The sequence below is a fragment of the Pseudomonas sp. MPB23 genome (assembly GCF_046605395.1).
In the GTDB taxonomy this organism is placed as follows: domain Bacteria; phylum Pseudomonadota; class Gammaproteobacteria; order Pseudomonadales; family Pseudomonadaceae; genus Aquipseudomonas.
The window spans coordinates 2,839,468-2,857,753 of the sequence record NZ_CP176771.1; the positions used below are offsets into that span (position 1 = coordinate 2,839,468).

At 62.5% G+C, this 18,286-nt stretch carries 18 protein-coding genes; 6 read left to right on the top strand and 12 right to left on the bottom strand.

The window, feature by feature from the left end; genetic code table 11:
• Nucleotides 1–65: 65 nt before the first annotated feature.
• On the top strand, nt 66–986 hold the full coding sequence (gene yegS / locus ACLH0J_RS13175; protein WP_411392301.1) for a lipid kinase YegS: 921 nt from the start codon (nt 66–68) through the stop codon (nt 984–986).
• Here yegS and ACLH0J_RS13180 read toward each other — a convergent pair.
• The 3 genes from ACLH0J_RS13180 to ACLH0J_RS13190 all read right to left on the bottom strand — a co-directional run bounded on the left by ACLH0J_RS13180 (nt 945) and on the right by ACLH0J_RS13190 (nt 3,280).
• On the bottom strand, nt 945–1,604 hold the full coding sequence (locus ACLH0J_RS13180) for a response regulator transcription factor (RefSeq protein ID WP_411392302.1): 660 nt from the start codon (nt 1,602–1,604) through the stop codon (nt 945–947). The genes yegS and ACLH0J_RS13180 overlap by 42 nt on opposite strands.
• Nucleotides 1,601–2,494 (bottom strand): sensor histidine kinase, encoded by an 894-nt coding sequence (locus ACLH0J_RS13185; RefSeq protein ID WP_411392819.1) that lies wholly within the window; start codon nt 2,492–2,494, stop codon nt 1,601–1,603. Before ACLH0J_RS13185 ends, ACLH0J_RS13180 begins: the two co-directional genes overlap by 4 nt.
• A gap of 336 nt (nt 2,495–2,830) precedes the next feature.
• Complete coding sequence (locus tag ACLH0J_RS13190; protein WP_411392303.1) at nt 2,831–3,280, bottom strand: hypothetical protein; 450 nt, start codon at nt 3,278–3,280, stop codon at nt 2,831–2,833.
• A gap of 550 nt (nt 3,281–3,830) precedes the next feature.
• Here ACLH0J_RS13190 and ACLH0J_RS13195 point away from each other — a divergent pair.
• Entirely contained in the window at nt 3,831–4,766 is a 936-nt protein-coding gene (locus ACLH0J_RS13195) for a chemotaxis protein CheV (RefSeq protein WP_321144603.1), read from the top strand.
• A 40-nt stretch (nt 4,767–4,806) separates the two neighbouring features.
• On the top strand, nt 4,807–5,613 hold the full coding sequence (locus ACLH0J_RS13200; RefSeq protein WP_411392304.1) for an MOSC domain-containing protein: 807 nt from the start codon (nt 4,807–4,809) through the stop codon (nt 5,611–5,613).
• A gap of 61 nt (nt 5,614–5,674) precedes the next feature.
• On the opposite strand, the gene ACLH0J_RS13205 is transcribed toward ACLH0J_RS13200, so the two are convergent.
• The 8 genes from ACLH0J_RS13205 to ACLH0J_RS13240 all read right to left on the bottom strand — a co-directional run bounded on the left by ACLH0J_RS13205 (nt 5,675) and on the right by ACLH0J_RS13240 (nt 14,943).
• Nucleotides 5,675–5,959: a pyrimidine/purine nucleoside phosphorylase gene (locus tag ACLH0J_RS13205; protein WP_010566373.1), complete on the bottom strand. Its 285-nt coding sequence runs from the start codon at nt 5,957–5,959 to the stop codon at nt 5,675–5,677.
• Nucleotides 5,960–6,071: 112 nt separating this feature from the next.
• Nucleotides 6,072–6,614 (bottom strand): exonuclease domain-containing protein, encoded by a 543-nt coding sequence (locus tag ACLH0J_RS13210; RefSeq protein ID WP_411392305.1) that lies wholly within the window; start codon nt 6,612–6,614, stop codon nt 6,072–6,074.
• 74 nt (nt 6,615–6,688) lie between these two features.
• Nucleotides 6,689–8,611 (bottom strand): acetyl/propionyl/methylcrotonyl-CoA carboxylase subunit alpha, encoded by a 1,923-nt coding sequence (locus ACLH0J_RS13215; protein WP_411392306.1) that lies wholly within the window; start codon nt 8,609–8,611, stop codon nt 6,689–6,691.
• Nucleotides 8,612–8,722: 111 nt separating this feature from the next.
• Nucleotides 8,723–9,484: an enoyl-CoA hydratase/isomerase family protein gene (locus ACLH0J_RS13220; RefSeq protein ID WP_411392307.1), complete on the bottom strand. Its 762-nt coding sequence runs from the start codon at nt 9,482–9,484 to the stop codon at nt 8,723–8,725.
• Nucleotides 9,481–10,638, bottom strand: a complete 1,158-nt coding sequence (gene atuD, locus ACLH0J_RS13225) for a citronellyl-CoA dehydrogenase (protein ID WP_411392308.1) — start codon at nt 10,636–10,638, stop codon at nt 9,481–9,483. The genes ACLH0J_RS13220 and atuD overlap by 4 nt, the downstream gene beginning before the upstream one ends.
• A 21-nt stretch (nt 10,639–10,659) precedes the next feature.
• Nucleotides 10,660–12,276, bottom strand: a complete 1,617-nt coding sequence (gene atuC / locus ACLH0J_RS13230) for a geranyl-CoA carboxylase subunit beta (RefSeq protein ID WP_411392309.1) — start codon at nt 12,274–12,276, stop codon at nt 10,660–10,662.
• A gap of 3 nt (nt 12,277–12,279) precedes the next feature.
• A complete protein-coding gene (locus ACLH0J_RS13235) occupies nt 12,280–13,152 on the bottom strand; it encodes an SDR family oxidoreductase (protein WP_411392310.1) in 873 nt (290 codons plus the stop codon).
• Nucleotides 13,153–13,164: 12 nt separating this feature from the next.
• Nucleotides 13,165–14,943 carry an acyclic terpene utilization AtuA family protein gene (locus ACLH0J_RS13240; protein ID WP_411392311.1) on the bottom strand — a complete coding sequence of 593 codons (1,779 nt, stop codon included), beginning with the start codon at nt 14,941–14,943 and terminating at the stop codon, nt 13,165–13,167.
• Between the two features lie 153 nt (nt 14,944–15,096).
• Here ACLH0J_RS13240 and ACLH0J_RS13245 point away from each other — a divergent pair, with 153 nt between their 5' ends.
• Both ACLH0J_RS13245 and ACLH0J_RS13250 read left to right on the top strand, forming a co-directional pair.
• Nucleotides 15,097–15,720, top strand: coding sequence for a TetR/AcrR family transcriptional regulator (locus tag ACLH0J_RS13245; protein ID WP_411392312.1), 624 nt, complete (start codon nt 15,097–15,099; stop codon nt 15,718–15,720).
• Nucleotides 15,721–15,813: 93 nt separating this feature from the next.
• On the top strand, nt 15,814–16,602 hold the full coding sequence (locus ACLH0J_RS13250; RefSeq protein ID WP_411392313.1) for a substrate-binding periplasmic protein: 789 nt from the start codon (nt 15,814–15,816) through the stop codon (nt 16,600–16,602).
• A 68-nt stretch (nt 16,603–16,670) separates the two neighbouring features.
• Here the strand turns inward: ACLH0J_RS13250 and ACLH0J_RS13255 are convergent, their stop codons facing one another.
• Entirely contained in the window at nt 16,671–17,222 is a 552-nt protein-coding gene (locus ACLH0J_RS13255; RefSeq protein ID WP_321144594.1) for an RNA polymerase factor sigma-70, read from the bottom strand.
• Nucleotides 17,223–17,524: 302 nt separating this feature from the next.
• On the opposite strand from ACLH0J_RS13255, the gene ACLH0J_RS13260 reads away from it, so the two are divergent.
• Nucleotides 17,525–18,277, top strand: coding sequence for a thioesterase II family protein (locus ACLH0J_RS13260; protein ID WP_411392314.1), 753 nt, complete (start codon nt 17,525–17,527; stop codon nt 18,275–18,277).
• Nucleotides 18,278–18,286: the final 9 nt, after the last annotated feature.

Below are 18,286 nucleotides of genomic sequence, written 5' to 3' on the forward strand. Positions count from 1 at the left end.
CTTTTTTCTCCTCCCCAAAGGTCAACATCCTTCAAGCACCTTTGAACCCAGGAGATTCCCCCCCGATGACCATCCCTAAGGCACTGTTGATCCTCCACGGCAAGCAAGCCCTCAACGAGGACGTACGCTCGGCCGTGCAGGCCCGGCGTGCACTGGGCTGGGAACTGGCGGTGCGGGTGACGTGGGAGGGCGGTGATGCTCAGCGCCTGGTACACGAGGCGCTGGACGACGGGTACACGCATCTCATTGCCGGCGGCGGCGACGGCACGTTGCGCGATGTGGCCGAGGCGATGGCGCTGGCCAAGACCGACGCCAGCCTGGTGCTGATGCCGCTGGGCACCGCCAACGACTTTGCCAAGGCCGCCGGTGTGCCGATGGAGCCGGCGCAGGCCCTGGCGTTGCTGGACGTGCCGCCCAAGGCTATCGACCTCGGCCAGGTGGGTGGGCAAATCTTCCTCAACATGGCCACCGGCGGCTTCGGCAGCCAGGTCACCGCGAACACTTCCGAGGAGCTGAAGAAGGTCCTGGGCGGCGCCGCCTATCTGTTCACCGGCTTGACGCGTTTCAGCGAATTGAAGGCTGCCTACGGTGAGTTGGAAGGGCCGGATTTCCATTGGAAGGGTGAGTTGCTCGCGCTGGGGATCGGCAACGGGCGCCAGGCCGGCGGCGGGCATGTGCTGTGCCCGGAGGCGTTGGCCGATGACGGCCTGCTGGATGTCAGCATCCTGCCGGCGCCCCAGGAGGTGGTCGGTACCTTGCTTGAGCTGATGAACAATGGCTGGGGCCTGGACGCCATGTTTGTGCGCGCCCGCCTGCCGTGGGTCGACATCAAGGTCGCGCAGGGCCTGTATATCAATCTGGATGGCGAGCCGCTGGAGGGCGACGACCTGCACTTCAAAGCCTTGCCCAAGGCCTTGCGCGTGCACCTGCCGGTGAATTCGCCCCTAGTCGTCCAGGCTGATGATCTGCTCGCGCACGGCGAATAACACCAGGCCTGCCACGTCGAAAATCTGCAGGCGCTTCATGATCTGCGAGCGGTGCGCTTCCACGGTCTTGACGCTAAGGCCCAGCCCGTGGGCGATTTCCCGAGTGGACTTGCCGCGTACGATCAGGCGCAGGATCTCGAGCTGGCGGGCCGTGAGGTTATGACTGTGGCCGGCCGGGGTGGTCGGGCTCTGGCCGCGCACCAGCGCCTGGTTGATCACGGTGTGGGCGATCGCCGGGCTCAGGTAGCGTTCGTTGTTGCGCAACGCCAGCAGCGCGTGCTCCAGCTCGGTGGCGGTGGTGTCCTTGAGCAGGTAACCGTGGGCGCCGGACTCCAGCGCGCACATGATCAGTTCCGGGTCGGTGTGCATCGACAGGATCAGCACCTTGCTCTTGGGGTAGGCGCGGCGCAGTTGTTGCAATGCATCCAGGCCGCCGGTGTGCTTCATCGACAGGTCCAGCAGCACGATATCGGGTTGCAGGGCGCAAAACTGCTCCAGCAACTGCGCGCCATCAGTGGCTTCGCCGATTACCGTGTAGCCGGGTATGTCCTGGACCAGCGCACGTACGCCGGCCCTAATCAGTGCATGGTCATCCACTAGGAGTAATTTGCAGGTCACTCGAAAACCTTAGGGGAACTGGCCCGTTCGAGGGCGCGGGGCGCCCAGGGGAAAAGCGCTTCGATCCGTGTCCCTTTGCCTGGCTGGCTGCTGACGGACAAGGTGCCCCCCAGTTGATCAATCCGCTCGAACATGCCGGCCATGCCCCGTTGACCTTCCAGGCCGGGGTCGATGGCAGGCGAAAAGCCCTGGCCGTCATCGCTGATACTCAGCGACAGGCCATCGGGCACGCGTTGAAGACGTATAAGCAAGTTGTGTGCCTGGGCGTGGCGGAGCATGTTGGTCACGGCTTCCTGGGTGATGCGAAAGGCCGCCACGGCCATTTCTTCGGGAATTCCGGTCAGCCGTTGCTGGCATTCCAGGCTCCAGTGAATCGGTGTGTTTTCCAGGGTCTTGATCAAATGCGCGCGCAGACTGGCTTCCAGGCCCAGGCTGGCCAACTGGCGAGGGTTGAGGATGGCAGAGACGTCGCGCACCTTGGCCAGGGTTTCATCGAGCGTGTTGCACAGCACCGTGCATTGGCCTTGCAGGTCTTGCGGCAGGCGGCGCTTGAGCCATTCGCCTTGCAGCTTGGCGGCGGTCAGCAATTGGCCGATATCGTCATGCAACTCGCGGCTGAGGCGGTGGCGTTCGTTTTCCTGCACTTGCAGCAGACGCTCGGCCAGTTCCTGGGGCTGAAACTTGATGGATTTGCGTGAACGCCACTGTTGCAGGCCAACCAACGCCAGCGTCACCAGGTTGAGCAGCAACACCGCCAGGGGCAAGGGCTTTGCGCTGGCATACGCGAGCAGGCTGAGCAGCAACGAGACCAGGCACAGGGCAAATATCAAGCGGCGTGCATGGCTGCGGGACACGGACCTGGCGAGGAGTGACTTGAAGTTGGCGTACATAGCGGATGGAGCCAATGAGGGTTCGCTGCGGGAAGACCGGTCACGGCAGCTGACGGGGCTTTGTGTGAAGTGCGTGGCCAAATCGTTTTTAAACATGATGAAGTTGAGTTACTTCGAGCGAGGCACATAGTAGCACCCCTGTAACCGTTGGTCGCCTGACACTTTGCATCGCCGCGCCATTACCCGCGTCAATACCCTGAAGAGAGTCTCAGAGTTTGAAGAATGGGAAATTGTATTATCTAAGTTGGTTGTATCAGTGTGCCCCTTAGTGGCTATTTGATATTTGTTTTTGTCGTTTCTAGATAACCCATCGAGTGAATGCGACCGGACAGTGGCTCAGGACGCATGATGCAGGTGTTGCTGCGGTTTGGCACTGAAGTCCTTTTGCGGAATCTGCAGGGCCACCGTGGCAATCAACGTGGTTTGTTCGGTTTCATCCAGTGCCAACTGGCCTGTCTTTATGTCGATCAGCTCCAACTGCCAGGCCAGCAAGGTCAGGCAATCGTGCAAGGCATCCAGGGCCTGGTCATGCAGTTGCAAAGGGTTTTCGGCATTGGCGATCAAGTATTGGATATGCCGCGAGAATTCGCTGATCGCCTGCAACGCCAGGGCGTCGGCTTTTTCGGCGAGGTTGATCAAGCTGATCTTCATGCAGTCGATCGCGTCGCTGTCATTGCGAATCAGATGCAGATGACTGAGGCATTCTTCGGACTTGACCAGCAGCTTTTCAGCCTGGCGCAAGAACTCTGGAAGTGCCATTTGCCACTCGTTACCGTCGTTCATCATGCAAGCCTCCGCAACATAAGGTCGGGTGATGAGATGTCGCACCGGGTGAATGGCTTAAAACTAGCGCTGAAATTTGACTGAAGTCTGTAGGTCGCTTCTGAGTGTTCAGTAGGACGTTTATTTAAATGACGGCGACGACGGTGCGTAGCCCTCATGAGCGAGGTCAGTTGCACACCTTTGGTTGCCGCGACGTGTAGGTCCGGAAGGCCCGTGGACCGAGGGCTTGGGATGGCAAACAAAAGCCTGACTCCATTCATGCAATGAGAATGGCATCACATTAATGGCTATTAGATATTGCGAATATCAGGTTTTGCCTGATTGTGCATAGGGGAATCCCTTATGTGGCGGAACCTTGCGTCGATTTGAATGTCGCGCAACGTCGCTTCACCGCCGTCTGAAGAGGCCAACCCAGTAAAGCATGATGTCAGTGTGACATCAATGGATTTGCATGGCATTTTACAAGGGTCAAGATCTGGCATTCGCCGCCGATAACTGGCTTAAGTGAACAAACCTTCGCGCAACACTTTCCAGCGCAAAACAGGAGCTCTCAATGGCCGGCATTCTCGACACGGTAGATCAACGCACACAACTGGTGGGTGAGAATCGCCTGGAGATCCTCATGTTTCGCCTGGCCGGGCGCCAATTGTTCGCGATCAACGTGTTCAAGGTGCAGGAAGTCCTGCAATTGCCCAAGTTGACCTTGATGCCCCAGCGTCACCCCTTTGTGTGCGGCGTCGTCAACCTGCGCGGCCAGACGCTGCCGGTGATCGACCTGTCCCAGGCCATCGGCATGCGCCCATTGGTACCGGGTCCCAACAGCACGATTATCGTCACCGAGTACAACCGTTCGGTGCAGGCGTTCCTGGTGGGCGGCGTGGACCGTATCGTCAACATGAACTGGGAAGCGATCCTGCCGCCACCGACCAGCGCCGGGCGCCAGCATTACCTCACCGCCATCAGCAAGGTCGACGACCAGTTGGTGGAAATCATCGATGTGGAAAAAGTCTTGGCCGAGATCGTGCCGTACAACGCCAAGGTTTCCCGCGAAAAACTCGACGACCCGGTGCTGGAACGTGCCCGTGGCCGCGAAGTGCTGCTGGTGGATGACTCCAACGTGGCGTTGTCGCAGTTGCGCGACACGCTGGGCCAGTTGGGGGTCAAGATGCATATCGCCAGCGATGGCCTCAAAGCCCTGAACATGCTCAAAGCCTGGGCCGACAGCGGCCAGGTGATGACCGACAAGCTGCTGATGATCTTCACCGACGCCGAAATGCCCGAAATGGACGGCTACCGCCTGACCACCGAGATCCGCAACGACCCGCGCCTGCGCAAACTGTATGTGGTGCTGCACACCTCGCTGTCGGGCAGCTTCAACGAGTCGATGGTGAAGAAAGTCGGGTGCGACAATTTCCTGTCCAAGTTCCAGCCCGACAAGCTGGTGGATGTGGTGCGTGAGCGACTGATGCTGGACGAAGTGCCGGCTTGACTTTAGGGTGGCATCTTTGCCCCCTCAGGAATGCAGGCCCATGCTTCGTCTCAGCGCGCTGTACCGTTACCCCTTGAAGTCCGGCAAGGCCGAAGTGCTTCAGCGAATCGGCCTGGATAAACTCGGCCTGGACGGGGATCGACGCTGGATGCTGGTGGACGAGGCCAGCGGGCGTTTTCTCACGCAGCGTGCCGTGGCGAAGATGAGCCAGTTGTCGGCGCTGTGGAACAGCAGCGGCGGGCTGACCTTGAGCGCGCCCGGCTACACACCGCTCGAGGTGGCGCTGCCAGGCAGCGACGCCGAGTTGCGCGGGGTGACCATCTGGCGCGACACCTTGCGCGTACCGGACGCTGGCGACGAGGCCGCCGCCTGGGTCAGTGAATTTATCGGCAAGCCCACGCGGCTCGTGCAGATGCCCCTGGAGCGCGCCCGCACGACCCAGGCCGGTTTCGGCAAGGATGACGATCAGGTGGCATTTGCCGACGGTTATCCATTGCTGGTGATCGGTCAGGCGTCCCTGGACGACCTTTCCCAACGCATCGGCCGTCCCATGGAGATGCTGCGTTTTCGGCCCAACCTTGTCATCGAAGGGGGCGAGCCCTTTGCCGAGGACGGCTGGAAGCGCTTGCGCATCGGTGATGTGGAGTTTCGTGCGGTCAAGCCGTGTTCACGCTGCATCCTCACCACCATCGACCCGCAAACCGGCGAACGCAGTGCCGACCGCGAGCCGTTCGTAACCCTCGAGGCTTATCGTAAGACGCAAGAGGGGGCGATTTTTGGCCAGAACCTGGTCAACGATGGCGTCGGCCACCTTGAGGTGGGCATGCCGGTGACGATCCTCGAATAATGCACACGCCCATAAAAATGCCCGTCTCCTGCGAGACGGGCATTTTTTTGCGCAGCGTGGATCAGCCGCGGTATTCGCACAGGTAAGCGGTGTCCACGGCGACCTTGAGCTGGAACTTGCTGTTGGCCGGTACGTTGAACTGGCTGCCGGCGGCGAAGGTTTCCCAGGCGTTGGCATCGGGCAGCTTGACGCTCAGGGCGCCGGACACCACGTGCATGATTTCGCGCTGGGCGGTGCCGAATTCGTATTCACCCGGGGCCATCACGCCGATGGTCGCCGGACCTTCTGCGGTGCCGAAAGCGATCGACTTGACGGTGCCGTCGAAGTACTCGTTGACTTTAAACATGGGCGATTCCTCGGAAAAGGGTTGAGGCTTCCTGTAGGAGCGAGCTTGCTCGCTCCTACAGGAAGAACTACGGAAAAAGGTCGGTCAGTATGCCCAAGCGAAGAGAAGCTGCCTAGACCGGCAAAATCAGCGGCAGCAGGCGCGCGGTGTTGCGCGCATCTTCCAGCGCCCGGTGTTGCTGGCCTTGGAACTGCATCCCTGCCAATTGCAGCGCGCCATTGAGCCCCGGGGGCTTGTCCAGGCGCCGCGCCTTGGCGAAGCGTTGCTTGAGGTTCACATGGGGCGTGTGGGCGAGGGCGCTGGCCAGGCCGTGGCGCTGCCACTCCAGCTCCAACTGATGGCGGTCATAGTCGCCCCAACTGGCCCAGCCTTCCAGGCGCGGCTGGTGCTGGCCCAGCCAGCGCTCGAACAGCGGCCACACTTCGGTGAAGGGCGCGGCGCCGTCCATATTCGCCTGGGTGATGTGCGTCAGCTTGCGACAAAAAGGCGTCAGCAGCGGACGGCGCAGCGGCCGTACAAAGCGCTGGAAGTGATCCAGTTCGCGGCCTTCGCGGTTCACCAGACTGGCGCCGATCTCGATGACTTCCATCTCCGTTACGGGCCAGCCGCCGTCATCCGTGGTGGCTTCAAGGTCAATAATCAGCCAATGAGGCATCGCGCAGGTTCCCGTACTCTTCCTTTTCTGTTGGGGATAGAGCGTAGCCCGGCCGCGTAGTTCCGCCCAGGCGGTTATTCGATCTCCAGCAAAACCTGGCGATTTCGCACCTGGTCGCCCGTAATGACCTGCACGCCCTTGACCACACCGTCCATGCCGGCCTTCAGCGGATGCTCCATTTTCATCGCTTCGAGCACCAACAGCAGTTGGCCTTGGGTGACACGGTCACCGGTACTGACCCGCACGTCGACGATCGCGCCGTCCATCGGCGCCTTGACGGTGCCGCTGCCGACGTCGGCCTGGCGCGCGGCGACTGACTGGGTGCAGTTGATCACCGTCACGCCGGGCAACCACAACTGGGTGCCTTCAAGGTGATAAGCGATGCGCCGACGAATGCCATTGATCACCCGCGTGGCCCAGCGACCGTCGGTGGCGAGGTGGCTGATGTCGAGGCCGTTGGCGTGCAGGCAATCGTTCTCCAGCACGCTGACGGCGATGTCCTGAACGTCAGCGTTCACCGCCAGGCGATAGCGCCAGGGCACCGTGGCGTTGTTGCGCCATCCCGATAAACCCTGGCGATGCAGGGCGGCGCTGTGCCGATAAAACAGCGCCGCAGCCAACGCCAGCTCTTCAGGGGATGCCGTGTGGCATGGAATGTCGCTGAAGTGTTCGGTGATAAACCCGGTGCTGAAATCGCCGTCGATAAACTCTGCGTGCTGGAGCAGATCGGCCAGCAGCCGCTGGTTGCTCGCGACCCCCAGCAGCACCGTGTCTTGCACCGCCCGCAGCAATTTGCGCCGGGCCTCTTCGCGGGTGGCGCCGTGGGCGATGATCTTGCCCAGCATCGGGTCATAGAACGGGCTGATGCGCTGGCCTTCCAGCACCCCATGGTCCACCCGCACGCCGGCCGCCGGCTCCCAGCGCACGACCTCACCGGTTTGCGGCAGAAAACCCTGGGCCGGGTCTTCGGCGTACAGGCGAACTTCCATGGCATGGCCGCTCAGGTTCACATCGGCCTGGGTCAACGGCAGGGGCTGGCCGGCAGCGACCTGCAGTTGCCAATCCACCAAATCGAGGCCGGTGATCAACTCGGTCACCGGGTGTTCCACCTGCAGGCGCGTGTTCATTTCCAGGAAGTAGAAGCGGCCATCGCTTTCAAGCAGGAATTCCACGGTGCCGGCACCGACGTAGCTCACCGCGCGCCCGGCCTTGAGTGCGGCCTCGCCCATGGCCTGGCGCAGCGCGGGGGTCATCACCGGGCAGGGCGCTTCTTCGATGATTTTCTGATGGCGGCGCTGGATCGAGCAGTCGCGCTCGCCGAGGTAGATAAGGTTGCCGTGGCTGTCGCCGAACACCTGGATTTCGACGTGGCGCGGCTCGATCAGTGCTTGCTCGAGGATCAGTTCGTCGCTGCCAAACGCGTTCAGGGCTTCGGAGCGTGCGGTACGCAGTTGCTCGAGCAGTGCTTCGCGCTGCTGGACCCGGCGCATGCCGCGTCCGCCGCCGCCGGCACTGGCCTTGATCATCAGCGGATAGCCGATGCGCTCGGCTTCGCGTTGCAGGCTGCTGTCATCCTGCGCGCGGCCCTGGTAGCCGGCGATGCACGGCACACCGGCTTCGAGCATGGCGAGTTTGGACAGGCGCTTGCTGCCCATCAGTTCAATGGCCTCCGGGCTTGGGCCGATGAAGGTGAGGCCGGCTTGATGGCAGGCGCGGGCGAAATCGGGGTTTTCCGAGAGGAAGCCGTAGCCGGGGTGGATGGCGTCGGCGCCGGTTTTTTGCGCGGCGTCGAGGATCGCCGGGATGTTGAGATAGGACTGCTGCACCGGTGCGGGGCCGATGTGCACGGCTTCGTCGGCCATCTGCACGTGCAGGGCCTGGGCGTCGGCGTCGCTGTAGACCGCCACGGTGCGATAGCCCAAGGCCTGGGCGGTGCGCTGGATGCGGCAGGCGATTTCGCCGCGGTTGGCGATCAGGATCTTGGTGAATGTGGGCATTGGGCTATTCCTGGGCGAAGGTGATGTAGAGGCTGGCCTCATCGGGAGCAAGCCCCCTCCCACCGTTTGAAATGCGTTTCTTCTGTGGGAGGGGGCTTGCTCCCGATGGCGTTATTGGCACCAACTCGGCTTGCGCTTGTGCACAAACGCCTGCGTCCCCTCAATCCCTTCTTCCCCCGTCACCGCCTCGGCAAACCACTGCGCCGCCTGGTCCAGCAACGGCCCCAACGGCTGTTCCACACTGGCCAGCAACAGCGCCTTGGTGCGTGCATTGGCCCCTGGCGCACAGCGCAGCACGTCGCCCAGCACTTCATCCAGGCGCTGCGCCAAGGCCTGTGGGTCGTACTCGGTGAAATGCACCACACCCAATCGCTGTGCTTCAACGCCGTCAAACCTGGCCGCCGTCAGCGCCAGCCGCCGCGCATGGGTCAGGCCGATACGCTTGACCACGAACGGCGCGATCTGCGCCGGCAGTACACCCAGGCTGGTCTCCGGCAAACCGAACTGCGCCTTATGGTCGGTAATCGCAATATCGCTGACGCACGCCAAACCAAAGCCGCCGCCGAGCACCGCGCCCTGCAGCACCACGATCACCACTTGCGGCAGCGCTTCCACGGCTAGCAGCAAGGTGCCGAACGCACGGTTCAACGCGGCGAGCTGATTGCCCGCGCTGACCAGATCCTTCACATCCGCCCCGGCACAGAAGTGCCCGCCCGCGCCGCTGATCACCACCGCGCGCACCTGGCTGTCGAGTTGCGCCAGCACCGTGTGCAAGTCGTTGACCATCTCCAGGCTCATCGCATTGCGGCACTCGGGGCGGTTGAGGGTGATGTGCAGCACGCCGTTATGCGGTTCGAGCAGCAAGGTGTTCATGACTTTTTCCCCGGCAGCGTGCCCATCAGTTTGCAGATGATGCCCAGCATGATCTCGTCGGCGCCGCCGCCGATCGACACCAGGCGCACATCGCGATACGCCCGCGCCACCGGGTTGTCCCACATGAACCCCATGCCGCCCCAGTATTGCAGGCAACTGTCGCTGACTTCGCGACCCAGACGCCCGGCCTTGAGCTTGGCCATGGAGGCCAGGCGGGTCACGTCCTGGCCTTTGATGTACTGCTCGGTGGCCTGGTAGACCAGGGCGCGCAGGCATTCGATTTCGGTGGACAACTCGGCCAGGCGAAAGTGGATCACCTGGTTGTCGATCAGTGCTTTGCCGAAGGTCTGGCGTTCCTTGCAGTACTCGATGGTGCTGTCGATGCAATATTCCAGGCCCTTGATCATATTGGCCGCGCCAAACAGGCGTTCTTCCTGGAACTGCAGCATCTGCATCATGAAGCCTGCGCCTTCGTGGCCGATGCGGTTGCGTTGCGGCACGCGCACATCATCGAAGAACACCTGGGCGGTCTCGGAGCTGTGCATGCCGAGTTTTTCCAGGGGCGGGCTGACGCTGATGCCAGGGGTGTTCATCGGCACCATGATCAGCGACTTGTTGATGTGCGGCTTGTCGTCGGAGGTGTTGGCCAGCAGGCAGATAAAGTCGGCGCTGGGCGAGTTGGTGATCCACATTTTGCTGCCATTGATCACGTAGTCGTCGCCGTCTTTGCGCGCGTGGGTTTTCAGCCCGGCCACGTCGGAGCCGGCGCCGGTTTCCGACACACCGATGCAGCCCACTTGCTCGCCGCTGATGGCCGGGCGCAGGAATTCTTCGCGCAGTTCATCGCAGCCGAAGCGGGCGAGGGCGGGGGTGCACATGTCGGTCTGCACGCCGATGGACATGGGAATGCCGCCGCAGCGGATGGTGCCGAACTCTTCGGCGGCGACGATCGAGTAGCTGTAGTCCAGGCCCATGCCGCCGAATTGTTCCGGCTTGGAAATGCCCAGCAGGCCGAGGTCGCCGGCTTTGCGCAGGATCTCGTGGATGGGGAAGCGCCCGGCTTTTTCCCATGTGTCCACGTGGGGGTTGATCTCACGGTCGACGAAGGCGCGAACGGTGCGGCGCAGTGCTTGATGTTCCTGGGTAAAGATCATTTTTTGTTGTTCTCCTGATCGTTAGAAACGGGCCACACCGAAGCTGTTGGGTTGCAATTGCCGCGCGTCGGCTTCCTGGCAGATATCCAGCACAAACCCCAGCAAGGTCCGGGTATCCCGGGGGTCGATCAGCCCGTCGTCCCACAGGTTCGCACTGCCGTACAACGCGGTGGATTGGCTGTCGAGTTTCTGCGCAGTGACCTGTTCCAGCATGTCCAGCATCTTGGGGTCGGGCACCAGACCGTCCTTCAACTGCTTGGCTTCGGTGACGATCCGCAGCACCTTGCCCGCTTGCGCGCCGCCCATCACCGCCGTGCGGCTGTTGGGCCAGGCGAAGATGAAGCGCGGGTCCAGTCCTCGGCCGCACATCGCATAGTTGCCGGCACCGTAGGAACCGCCGACCACCACCGTGAGTTTAGGCACCCGCGCGTTGGCCACCGCCTGGATCATCTTCGCGCCGTGCTTGATCACCCCTTGCTGCTCGGACTCGGTGCCCACCATGAACCCGGTGGTGTTGTGCAGGAACAGCAGCGGCGTGCGGCTCTGGTCGCACAGTTGGATAAATTGCGCGGCCTTGCTCGCACCCTTGGGCGTGATCGGGCCGTTGTTGCCGATCACGCCGACGGCGCGGCCGTGAATATGCAGATGGCCGCAGACGGTGTGGGCATCGAACTCGCCCTTGAACTCAAGAAAGACTGAGCCGTCCGCCAGGCGCGCGAGAATTTCGCGCACGTCGTAGGGTTTTTTCGGGTCGTCCGGGATCAGCCCGAGCAGGTCGTCGATGGGGTACAGCGGCTCGGCGTACGCCCGTGCTGGCGCGGGCGGCAGGTGATCGTTCCAGGGCAACAGGCTGACGATCTCGCGCACGATACGCACGCCGTCGGCGTCGTTTTCCGCCAGGTATTCAGCGGTTCCGGCGGTTTGCGCATGCATCTCGGCGCCGCCCAGTTCCTCGTCGGTGGCGATTTCGCCGGTGGCGGCCTTGAGCAGCGGCGGCCCGGCCAGGAACAGCTTGGCTTTGCCACGCACCACCACCACGTAATCCGACAGCCCCGGCTGGTACGCCCCGCCTGCTGTCGCCGAGCCGTGCACCACAGTGATCTGCGGCAACCCCATGGCCGACATGCGCGCCTGGTTGGCAAAACTGCGTGCGCCTTCGACGAAAATTTCCGCCGCGTAATTGAGGTTGGCGCCACCGCTTTCGGCGAGGGTCACCATCGGCAGTTTGTTTTCCACCGCGATCTGTTGCAGGCGCAGGGACTTCTTCAGGCCCGTGGGGGAAATGGTGCCGCCCTTGATCGCGCTGTTATTGGCCACCACCAGTATGCGCACGCCGCTGACATAGCCGATGCCGGCGATCAGCCCGCCGCCGGCGGCGCTGCCGTCCTTGTCGTCGTGGAGTTTGTAGCCGGCCAGGCTCGCCAGTTCGAGGAACGGCGCGCCGGGGTCCAGCAGCCGGTTGAGGCGTTCGCGCGGCAGCAACTGACCGCGCTTGTCGAACTTGGGTTTGGCCTCCTCAGCTTTGTTGAGCAGGGTGTGTTCCAACTGGCGCAGGTGCGCGATGGCGGCAAGCATGGCCGCGCGGTTGTGGGCGAACTGTGGGCTGTGAGGGTCGATCGAGCTTTCAATCACCGGCATGGTTTATTGCTCCGCCTTGAGCACATCGGGCAGGTAGGCGCGGTGGAAACCGTTGAACGGTGCGCTCGGCGACTGCGCCTTGTGCAACGGCCAGGCCCGGTTGCCCAGGCTGGCGGCGCCATCGATGCGCAGGGTGCTGCCGCTGATGAAGGCGGCGGCGGGGCTGAGCAGAAACACGATGGCCGCGCTGACTTCCGACTCGGTACCGATGCGCTTGAGCGGCACGTGTTCGCGCAGGGTCGGGATCACCGCCTTGAACGCGCCTTCGTAGGTGTCCATGCCGCTGGAGGCAATCCAGCCCGGCGCTACCGCATTGACTCGCACCCCGGCGTAGCCCCACTCGAAGGCGGCGGTCTTGGTGAGGTTGTCCATGCCTGAGCGCGCCGCGCCCGAGTGGCCCATGCCGGGCATGCCGCCCCACATGTCGGCGAGCATGTTGACGATGGCGCCGCCGTGCTTGCTCATGGATTGGTTGAACACTTCCCGCGCCATCAGGAACCCGCCGACCAGGTTGGTGCGCAGCACGGTTTCAAAGCCTTTTTGATTGATCGAGGCCAGGGGCGAGGGGTACTGGCCGCCGGCATTGTTGACCAGGCCATGGATGACGCCGTGTGCCTGGACGATCTGGCTGACCAGCGCCTTCACCGCCTCTTCATCGCGGATATCGCAGGCTTGCCAATGGGCAGTGCCGCCGTCTTCGGTGATCTGCGCCGCGACCTGTTCCAGCTTGTGCGCGGTGCGTCCCACCAGGATCACCCGCGCGCCAAGCGCCGCCAGCTCATGGGCGGTGCAGCGGCCAATCCCACTGCCGCCGCCGGTGACGATCACGGTGTGGCCCTGGAACAGGTCGGCTTTGAAGATCGAATCGTAGGCCACGGCAACGCTCCTTTAAGTGAGTTGATCGGCGAGGTGTTGCGGCACGGCAATGGGGATTTCCAGCAGTTGCTGGGCGAAGGCCTTGCCTTGCGGGTCGATGCGCAGGCTGGCGATACCGCCGCCGCCCAGGGCGTTTTCCAGCAGGAAGTTGAGGCTATGGCTGCCGGGCAGGTACCAGCGTTGGACGCGACCGTGGACGGGGTCGAGCACGTGGCCCATCCAGTCGGCGATCACCGCCGGGGTCAGGGCTTCGGCGATCCACGGCAGGTACTCGGGGCTGCGGGCGATGACCCCGATATTGCTGTGGTTGCCCTTGTCGCCGGAGCGCGCCACGGCGAGTTTCACCAGCGGCACGCTGGCATCGGCACGGCCTTGGGGTTTGGGCGGATCGCTCGGTGCGGCGGGCAGGCGGGGCGCCTCGGCGATAGGCAGCGTGCAGGCGTGGCGTTCGCCCTGGAGATCGATGTGCACCTCACAGGCGGCCTTATCGATCAGGAACGAAAACAGCCGAATCAGCGGATACACCGTGGGGCGTCCGCCGACAATCCCGGTCAGCCCCGGCGCCATGCCAGTGGCTGCCTGGGCAATCTCGCGGGCGAACAGCACCAGCGCCGGTTTACTCGGGTGTCGTACGGCCAGCTTGAGCACCACCTCGCGGGTGTCATGGCGCTTGGCGTGGGCGCCATACGTCGCTTCGCTGCCGAGCAGTTCGATGCTCACCTCGGTGTAGGGTGCCCAGCCGCGCTGGCTGAACAGTTCCGAGGTTTTGTCGATGATTGCCTGGCTGACCCGTTCGGCCTTGGCCACCGCGTCGATCCCGGCGATCAGGCAACTGGCGGTGCAGCGAAAGCCATCCGGGCTGGTGGCGCTGACTTTGTACTGGTCGGTGGGCGGCAAGCCCTTGGCGCCGTGCAGGCGCACGCGGTTTTTGCCTTGCTGCTGCACCTTGACCTGGCTGAAGTCGCAGATCACATCGGGGAGCAAATAGGCGTGCGGATCACCGATTTCATACAGCAACTGTTCGGCCACGCTGAGCTCGCTGATCAAGCCGCCGCTGCCCTCGACTTTATTGACGGTGAACTGGCCGTCGGCGCTGACCTCGACGATGGGAAAACCGATGTGCGCGTAGTCCGGTACCTCGCGCCAATCGGTGAAATTACCGCCGGTGCATTGGGCGCCGCACTCGATGATGTGCCCGGCCAGCGCGGCTTGGGCGAGGCGGTCGTAGTCGTGCCATGACCAGTTGAACTCATGCACCAGCGCCGCGCTGACCACTGCGCTGTCGACCACGCGACCGGTGATCACGATATCCGCGCCCAGTGCCAGCGCCTGGGTGATGCCCGGCGCACCGAGGTAGGCATTGGCGGATACGCACACCGGCGGCAACGGCGCGCTGTTGAACATGTCGGTGACGCCGTGCAGGTGCTTGAGTTGGGGTTGCAGGTCGTCGCCCAGCAGCACGGCGATCTTCAATGGCAACTGGGCCTTGTCGCAGGCCGCTTGCAGGGCGGCGGCGCAGGCTTGGGGGTGGATGCCGCCAGCGTTGCTGATCACGCGAATGCCCTGGCGCTGGATGTCGCCCAGCAACGGCGTCAGGACCTCGACAAAGTCGCTGGCGTAACCGGCCTGGGGATCTTTCATCCGCGCGCCGGCGAGGATCGACATCGTGACTTCCGCCAGGTAGTCGAACACCAGGTAATCGAGCTTGCCGCCGTGCACCAACTGGGCGGCGGCGGTGCAGGTGTCGCCCCAAAAGGCGCTGGCACAGCCGATACGAACCGTCTTGCTCATGAGAAATCCTTCCTCGAATGGCTGCTAGCGAGACTACCAAGCAAGCGCTTGGTTTGTAAACGCCGCCGGCAAGTTTTAGCCAAGCGCTTGCTTGGGTGACGGCCACAGCCTAAATTGCCGGCCAAGACGTCCGCAGAAGTAGAGGAGAAAGGCATGGATGAGCACAAAGCCCTGCAGGTGATGCGCACCCTGGTCGACGGTGGCCAATTGACCGACCCCGACAGTGCCCGGGGCAAGCTGCTGCAGACCGCGGCGCATCTGTTTCGCAACAAGGGCTTCGAGCGCACCACCGTGCGTGACCTGGCCGGCGCCGTGGGGATTCAGTCCGGCAGCATCTTTCATCACTTCAAGAGCAAGGACGAGATCCTGCGCGCGGTGATGGAGGAAACCATCCGCTACAACACCGCCCTGATGCGCGCCTCGCTGGAAGAGGCGACCAACGTGCGCGAACGCGTGCTGGCGCTGATTCGCTGCGAGTTGCAGTCGATCATGGGCGGCAGCGGCGAGGCCATGGCGGTGCTGGTGTACGAATGGCGCTCGCTGTCGGCCGAAGGCCAGGCCCAGGTGCTGGCGCTGCGTGACGTGTACGAAGCGATCTGGCTGCAAGTGCTGGGCGAGGCCAAGGCCGCCGGCTATATCCGCGGCGATGTGTTTATCACCCGGCGCTTCCTCACCGGTGCCCTGTCCTGGAGCACCACCTGGTTTCGCGCCGAGGGCAGCCTCACGCTCGAAGAGTTGGCCGAGCAAGCACTGTTAATGGTTCTGAAAGCCGACTGAGGCACAAGCTATTAATTTGTGGGTGAAAAGTTGTCTCGCTGGACAAAAACGCCTAGCTTATCGCCATCAACCTAGCGAACGGTGTGTGCCTTAATGTTTTCGCCATGGCGGCTGGCTGCAGGACTGACTTTATGGGCATTGGGCACCCTGTGGTGGATGCCGGCTTGCGCTGCGCAATTGGTACGCATTGGCGCTGCGCATTTTCCGCCCTACACCATACGTCCCGAGCAGGGTGCCGACACCGGTTTACTGCCACAACTGGTGGAGGCGCTGAACGCTTCGCAAACCGACTACCAATTTGTGCTGGTGCCCACCTCAATCCCACGGCGTTTCCGGGATTTCGAGCAGGGTCGGGTCGATATGGCGATCTTTGAAAATCCCGACTGGGGCTGGCAGGCGATTGCCCACACCAGTGTCGACATGGGGCTCGAGGATGCGGAAGTGTTCGTCGCGCTGCGTAAGCCCGAGCGTGATCAAGGTTATTTTGCCGACCTCACCGGCAAGCGCTTGGCGGTGTTCAGCGGTTATCACTATGCCTTTGCCAATTTCAACCCGGACCCCAAGTACGTGGCCGAGCGCTTCAACGCCACGTTGACCTATTCCCACGACAGCAACCTGCTGATGGTTGCCCGTGGGCGTGCCGATATCGCGCTGGTGACCCGTTCGTACCTGAGCGATTTCATGGTGCGCAATGCCGATATGGCGGGGCAACTCATGGTGTCGCAGCGCATCGATCAGGTGTACCACCATTACGCCTTGCTGCGGCCCAAGGCACCGATCAGCAGCGTAGCGTTTGCCGAACTGCTCAAACGTTTGCGAGACAGCGGAGAGATGCTGAAAATCTTCGAGCCCTACCGGATTGATGTGATGGCCGTGCCCTGAATCCGCGGGCTTCCAGACGCGCCGCGTTAGCGTTGACGTTCGCTCCTACGGAGGCTGCGGGCGGGGTGTCAGATCCGTCGCGCAAACGTATCGCTATGGTTGCCCGACACCTTGCGGCAATGCACCAATGCATCGCGAATCATGAAGTTCACCAGGGTCGGCGACACGCCCAGTTCCTTGGCGATGTCCTTTTGCGGCACGCCGTGCAGGCGGTACATCTCGAACGCATAGCGGGTGCGCTGGGGCAACTCCGTCAGGGCGTCGGCGATGTTTTCCAGGGTGTTGAAATTGATGTGTGAGGTTTCCGGTGAAGCGCCGTGAATGACCACATTCAAGCCTTCCTCTTCGGTCCCCGAATATTTGAGCTCCAGGGCCTGCTTACGGTAGTGATCGATCGCCAGGTTGCGCACGATCTGGAACAGATAACTCAATTGGGCCTTGAACGATGAGGTAATCGTCGGTGCCGATTGCAGCCGGAAGTAGGCGTCCTGCACGACGTCTTCGGCCCGGGAGCGGCACCCGGTAATGCGTGCCGCGATCTTCACCAGAATCAGTCGATTGTCGACGAATGCCTGGAGAAGCGGTGAGTCGCACCTGCCTGTGGATACTTGTTCCGTCATGGAAATCACCTTGTCGCTGGAGAGGTTGGGAGAGGGCGTCCGTGCTGAGGCCTCCTACACATCGGGCAACAAATTATGCTGAATGATAATTATTGTCAAATGAGAAGTCGAACTAATCTTACGCTTTGCGCTTGAATGTGAGCGCCGTCTCGCTTGTCCCGTGCGACTAATTATTTGCCGGTGCCGTCCGTTCTTCTGGGTGACAGGTCCGTGAGTCAAGCGGCCAAGGATCAGCACCCGCAGGAGGGCGAGATGGGTTTGTATCGTGCACACGGCGTATTTCGGTTTGGAGTGCTCGAGGGATGAGTACACCGACGCGACTGCGCTTGTTCTGTCTGCCCTATTCGGGTGCCAGTGCCATGGTTTACATGCGTTGGCGCCGGGCGCTGCCGGACTGGTTGCACGTGTGCCCGCTGGAATTGCCTGGGCGTGGCAGGCGCATGGATGAACCGCTGCAGAGCGATATCAAGGCCCTGGCCGAGCAGCTCGCGGAGGAAATCAGCCGCGACTTGCACAGCCCCTACGCACTGTTCGGCCACAGCCTTGGCGGCCTGCTGGCCTTCGAGTTGGCCCATGCCTTAAGTGCACGCAATCTGCCGGCGCCGCTGGCGCTGTTCGCCTCCGGCACCGCCGGCCCGGCGCGCCGCGATGTCAGCGAATACGCCCTCGCCAAGACCGACGAGCAATTGATCGCCCGCCTGCGCGAACTGCAAGGCACCGCCGAAGAAGCCCTGGCCAACCCCGAATTGATGCAGTTGATGCTGCCGATCCTGCGCGCCGATTTCCTCCTGTGCGGCAGCTTCAGCTATGGCGAGCGCGCGCCGCTGGACATGCCGATCCACGTGTTCGGCGGCAAGCAGGACAGCGTGCGCGCCGACCAGTTGCTCGACTGGCAGCTCGACGCCGCCAGCGGCTTTTCCCTGGACATGTTCGACGGTCACCACTTCTTCCTCATCCAGCACGAAAGTGCGGTGCTGCGCTGCATCCGACGTTACGCCGACGAACACCTGGCCCGCTGGCGCAACGGCGCGGCGCGGCAACTGGCCGCTGGCTGACAGCGCTTC